The sequence below is a fragment of the Ligilactobacillus sp. LYQ135 genome (genome assembly GCF_053711055.1).
The window spans coordinates 99787-105859 of record NZ_JBSJYT010000003.1 but is presented as its reverse complement, the minus strand read 5'-3'; the positions used below and the strand labels follow the sequence as shown (position 1 = coordinate 105859).

At 32.3% G+C, this 6073-nt stretch carries 4 protein-coding genes and 1 pseudogene; all 5 read right to left on the bottom strand.

Going from position 1 to position 6073, the window contains the following annotated elements; genetic code table 11:
• Positions 1-319 (bottom strand): annotated as a pseudogene (locus ACWCL1_RS04115) (hypothetical protein); the annotation flags it as partial.
• A gap of 16 nt (positions 320-335) precedes the next feature.
• Complete coding sequence (smc, locus tag ACWCL1_RS04110; RefSeq protein WP_454545648.1) at positions 336-3875, bottom strand: chromosome segregation protein SMC; 3540 nt, start codon at positions 3873-3875, stop codon at positions 336-338.
• Positions 3876-3892: 17 nt separating this feature from the next.
• A complete protein-coding gene (gene rnc, locus ACWCL1_RS04105; protein WP_454545647.1) occupies positions 3893-4588 on the bottom strand; it encodes a ribonuclease III in 696 nt (231 codons plus the stop codon).
• Between the two features lie 152 nt (positions 4589-4740).
• Positions 4741-4983, bottom strand: coding sequence for an acyl carrier protein (gene acpP / locus ACWCL1_RS04100; protein WP_454545646.1), 243 nt, complete (start codon positions 4981-4983; stop codon positions 4741-4743).
• A 71-nt stretch (positions 4984-5054) separates the two neighbouring features.
• Entirely contained in the window at positions 5055-6065 is a 1011-nt protein-coding gene (gene plsX, locus ACWCL1_RS04095; protein WP_454545645.1) for a phosphate acyltransferase PlsX, read from the bottom strand.
• Positions 6066-6073: the final 8 nt, after the last annotated feature.

Below are 6073 nucleotides of genomic sequence, written 5' to 3'. Positions count from 1 at the left end.
CTGTTGCTGTTTCTGTTTCTGTTTCTGTTTCTGTTTCTGTTTCTGTTTCTGTTTCTGTTTCTGTTTCTGTTTCTGTTTCTGTTTCTGTTTCTGTTTCTGTTTCTGTTTCTGTTTCTGTTTCTGTTTCCTCAGTTTGGAAACCTTCTGAATCATTGTCAAGCATTTTATCGGTTTGTTGTGTTTCTTTTAACTCATCATTTTCTTTTGATTCTTGTTCTTCTTTATCTGAAGTAACTTGCTCATTCGAAGTTGCTTGTTCACTTTGCTTTTCTTCCTCTTCAAATCCAAAGGCCTTTTTTAATCTATCAAATAAACCCATTAAACATCATCCCTTCTCAAATTACGTCTGTTAGTGCCACTGAAACCATTTTAGAGACACCTGATTCTTGCATTGTAACACCATATAAAACATCGGCTTGCATCATCGTCCCTTTCCGATGGGTGATCACAATAAATTGAGTTTCATCATCAAATCGTTTTAAGTATTGTGAATAACGTGATACATTTGCATCATCCAATGCAGCTTCGGCCTCATCTAAAATTGCAAAAGGTACTGGACGTACTTTTAATAATGCAAAGAGTAAAGTAATTGCAGTTAACGAGCGTTCTCCACCAGATAAAAGACTTAAACGTTGTGTTTTTTTACCTGGAGGTTGTGCCATAATTTCAATCCCACTTGTAAGTAAATCTTCTGGATTAGTCAAGCTTAAGTATGCTTTACCTCCACCAAAAATTTGTGGGAAAAGTTCAGCAAATGCTTGTGCGACTTGATCAAAAGTTGTTTTAAAACGTCTCTTAACTTCTGAATCCATCTCATTCATACTTTGCAGTAAAGTATTCTTAGCTGCATTCAAATCAACTTGCTGTGCATTTAAAAATTCAAACCGTTCATTAATTCGCTCAAATTCATCAATTGCTGCCAAATTAACTGTACCAAGTTCATCAATTCCACGTTTTAATAATTTCATATGTCTTTGAACATCCGCTAAATTTGTTTCGGTCGCTTGATTTTGTGCCTTTTCAAATGACATTGCAAAAGTTTCAGTTAAGGTATCTAAATCTTGCTCAAGTTTAGTTGTTATTTTCCCATTTTGAAGACTTTGCTGACGTTGTTCATCATAAGTTGCTTGTTGTAATTCATTAACACGTTTTAATTCTGATTCGGCACTATCAACTTTTACATGCAATTTTTGTCGTTTTTGTTGAAGTGCATCTACTTTTTCAGTTAATTCAGCATGTTTTTTCAAAACATCTTTACGCTTAGTTTCTAATTCAACACCCTGCAATTGATTTTCTGATTGCTGATCTTGAATTTCAGTCAACTGATTACTTAGTTGCTTAATTGCACGTTGCAATTGCTTTTGTTGAGATAATACTTCATTATATTGAACTTTAACAGCTGTCAATTTCTCCGTTACTGTAAGTAAATCTTGTTGCAGTTCATTTAAGTGAACAGTCATTTCAATTTGCATTGCACGTGCATTTTCGCTAAATTTTTGTTTTTCATTTAATTGAGTTTCAGCTTCTTTTGTCGCATTTCTTAGTTCACTTAATTGCTGCTTAATTTGATCAATTGCTTGTGTACTTTCAGTTGTATTTAAATCAGCAATTCGTTCATCATAATCAGTTAACTCTTGTTTTAACCGCTTGACCTTTAATTGCTGTTTATCTACTTGATGATGCAATTGCTTTTGTGTGTCATACATTTGATTCAATGTATTTGTTATTTTTTGATTATTTTCAACAACTTCGACTAATTGCAATCTATCTTTTTGCCCACTTTTTTCCAACTGCTCTAATTTGACTTTCATTGTTTGCAGTTGTTTTTCGAGTTGAAGCATTTCTTCTTTTTTCTTCAGTAGACCATTTTGTGAATTCCGATTTGCTCCCCCTGTCATTGAACCTCCTGGATTAATCACATCACCATTTAATGACACAATTTTCATCCGATGATTAATCTTATTTGCAATGACAGTTGCCTTATCAATATTTTCAGCAATAATTGTCGTTCCAAGTAATGCTTGAATAACTGAGTGATATTTTGAATCGTAATTTACTAAATCACTTGCAATTCCTAAAAAACCGTCCTCATTTTTAACTTGATTAATCAATTGATCATTTGAAAAGCGCTTTTTAATAATATTCATTGGTAAAAAAGTTGCTCTTCCTAGACGTTTTTTAGTTAAAAATTGAATACATTTTTTAGCTACTTGCTCATTTTCAACTAAAATATTTTGTAATTGTGCTCCTAACGTAGTTTCAATTGCTAGTGCAAATTTTGAATCAGTATTAATCAATTCGGCAACTGATCCTTCAATTCCAGTAAACATATTTTTATGTTTCAAAATTTCACGTACGCCTTGATAGTATCCTGAATAGTTTTCCTCAATACTTTTCAATGCCTCTAACCGTGCTTGTGCTTTTTGCATAATTTCACTTGCTTGATACCATTGTTGCCGTTGGGTATCAATTTTTTGATTTAATTGCGTTTTTTGATTTTGCAAAGCAGCACTGTGTTCTTCTTCTTGATGAATTTTAGCATCAATCGCTTTTAACTTTTCAAGTTGAGGAACTAACTTTTCCTGATTTAATGTTAATTCATCAGTAAGATTAGTTTGAACTATCCGCAAATTTTTCAATGAAGTTGCATTTTTTCTAGTATCATCTTGCTTAACTGTAAGTTTACTTTCTAGTTTCGCTTGTTCTTGAATATTATTTGCAATTAAATTACGTAACTTCTGAATTTCACTTTCTAATTCGTCAGGTGCTAATTTTTGATTATTTTTAATTTCATTAATTTTATTTTCAAGCTCAATTTTTTGATTTTCTAGTTTTTTTACTTGAGCTTGCATTGCTGGTAGCTTTTGTTCGATTTGAGCAAGATCTTGATGACTTGCATCTAATCGTTTCTTTAAATCAATTTGTTTTTCTTTTTGAAATTTATGTTGTTGCTCAGAAATGCTCTTGCGCCCTTCAAGCCTTTCTTTTTGCTGAGTTAAAGTAACTAATTGCGCTTGAGCATCATCTAATTGATGTTCCACATCTTGTTGTTGCTGATGTAATTTCGCTGTTTGATCATCTTGCAATTCTGCTTGCTTTTTATAATTTGCAAGAATTTGTTTATTTTCTGCCAACTTTTGATCAAGTTGCCCTTTTTTCATTCTTAATTGTTGAATCTCAAGTACCAGTGCATTCAAGTGATAGTGATCATATTGCTTTTTTTGTTCCAAATAGTCTTTAGCAATACTAGCTTGTTCTTGAAGTGGCTCTTTTTGGCGATTAAGTTCCGTTAAAATATCAACCACTCGATTTAAATGATCATCTGTTTCTTTAAGTTCTTTTTGAGCCTTTTCTTTTTCTTTTTTATATTTTAAAATACCAGCGGTTTCTTCAATTAAAACTCTACGATCTTCTGGTTTACTATTAAAAATAGATTCAACGCGACCTTGAGAAATTACAGAAAAAGATTCTTTACCTAATCCTGTATCCATGAATAACTCAATAATATCTTTTAAACGAACTTTTTTCCCATTAAGTAAAAATTCACTTTCACCGCTACGGTATATTCTTCGCGTAATTGCTAAATTATCAGGTTGATTTTCTAAAAAATGATCTGAATTATCAAATTGAATTTCTACTTCAGCTCGATTTAATGGAGCGCGCTTAGCTGAACCTGCAAAAATGACATCAGGCATCTTGCCTCCACGTAAACTTTTAGCTGACTGTTCTCCTAAAACCCATCTTAATGCCTCAATTATGTTACTTTTACCACTTCCATTGGGACCAACTATTCCTGTAATTCCAGGTTGAAAATCAATTTTTGTTTTATCAGCAAAAGACTTAAAACCATTGATTGTTAATGATTTTAACTTCAATTACATTCAACCTCCACTTATTTAGTTTCTAATTTTTTTAATGCTTCAAAAGCAGCTGCTTGCTCAGCGGCTTTTTTAGTGTGTCCAATTCCTTCGCCAATTTTTTCACCGTTATATAAAACTTCCATTTTATAAGTGCGATCGTTATCTGGACCTTTTCCCCAAATTTCATGATATTCGATATTGCAGTTTCCATTTTTTTGTAAAACTTCTTGTAATGCAGTTTTATGATCAAAAAAGGTGTTAAACCAACCCATATCTAATTTTGGAAAAACAACTTCACTAATAAATCTAACAACCGTTGCTTTTCCTTTATCTAAATATAATGCTCCAATGAAAGCTTCAAAAATATCACATAAAAGTGAAGCGCGTTGGCGTGCATTGCTTTTTTCTTCACCTTTTCCTAAACGAATAAATTCATCAAAATGGCATTCCTTTGCAAATTTGCTAAAACTGTCTTCACAAACCATTGCTGCTCTTAGTCGTGATAACTTTCCTTCTGGCATTTCTGGAAAACGTTTATATAAATATTCAGACACGCATAGTTGCATGACTGCATCACCTAAAAATTCAATTCTTTCATAATACTGTAAATGTTCTTTAGGATGCTCATTAACATATGATTTATGTGTAAATGCAGCATCATAATACTTCATTTCATTAATTTCAATTCCGTAATTTTCTTTTAAATGTTGTGCTAATCCAATTATCAAAGCATTTCTCCTTGATCATTAAAATGTATCTACTTCTACCAGTTTATTATTATATCATAGTTGTTAATATAATTATGGCATAACCCTAGATAAATATAATATTTATTAAGGTAAAAAAATGAGGTTGTGACTCAATCACAACCTCATTTAATTTACTTACTATGTTGTTCAATATAGTTAACTGCATCGCCAACTGTATTAAGTTTTTCAGCATCTTCATCAGGAATTTCAGCGCCAAATGCATCTTCTAAATCAAGAATAAATTCAACAAAATCAATTGAATCTGCATCTAAATCTTTTTTGAAATCCAAATCCATTGTGATATCATCTTTTTTAATTTCAAAATGGTCTACCATAATGTCGCTAACTTTGTTAAAAATTTCTTGTTGTGTCATCCTAAATTCCTCATTTCTTTAATTAATTCTACGTTTGAAAACATTATAACATTAAACTTACTTTTTATAAGTTATTTTTCTTGTTTTTGCTCTGTTTGGAATGTTTTTTCAAACTTATCAAGCAAATCTTCATTTAAAATAGTTCTAATCTGCTTCATAGTATAGTATACCGTAATTGCGTCACTTGATCCATGGGCTTTTACAACAGGAGCTTTTACACCAAGTAAGACTGCGCCGCCGTAACGTGAAGGATTGATCCGATCTTTAATTCCATTTAAACTTTGTTTGAGCATTAATGCACCTAGTTTTCCCATCACATTAGCTTCTTTAATACTATCTTTAAGCAAATGCATTACTGCTGAAGCAGTTCCTTCAATGGATTTTAATACTGCATTTCCTGTAAAGCCATCTGCTACCACTACATCACATACACCAGTAGTTAAGTCGCGTGATTCAACATTGCCAACAAAATTTAAAGATTTATCTGCGCTAATTAATTGATAGGCTGCTTGAGTTAATTTACTACCTTTGTGTGGTTCAGTTCCATTGTTTAATAATCCAATTCGTGGATTTTCAATTCCGCGTACACTTTGTGCATAATATTTACCCATTAATGCAAATTGATATAAATATTCTGGCTTATTATCTGCATTTGCACCACTATCTAGCAAATTAAAGCCACCTTGATTTGCAGAAATTACTGGCAAAGTTGACAATAAACCTGGACGTTCTACACCTTTGATTCGCCCAATCAATAATAATCCAGCTGCAAGCAATGCACCCGTATTCCCACATGAAAATAACGCATCTGCCCGACCTTCTTTAACTGCCTTAGCTGCTAAAACAAGTGAAGAATTTTTCTTACGGCGAATTGCTTTAACTGGTTCATCATTCATTACAATTACTTCATCAGCTTGTTCAAAAGTAATTCGCGTTGGATCTTTAACTAATGGTTTTACTTGATCAACCTTTCCAAATAAAATAAACTCCACATCTTTAAATTCATTTCGGGCCTTTTCGACCCCTTCAACTACACTTTGAGGAGCATTATCTCCACCCATTGCATCTACAGCAATTTTCATTTCATTCT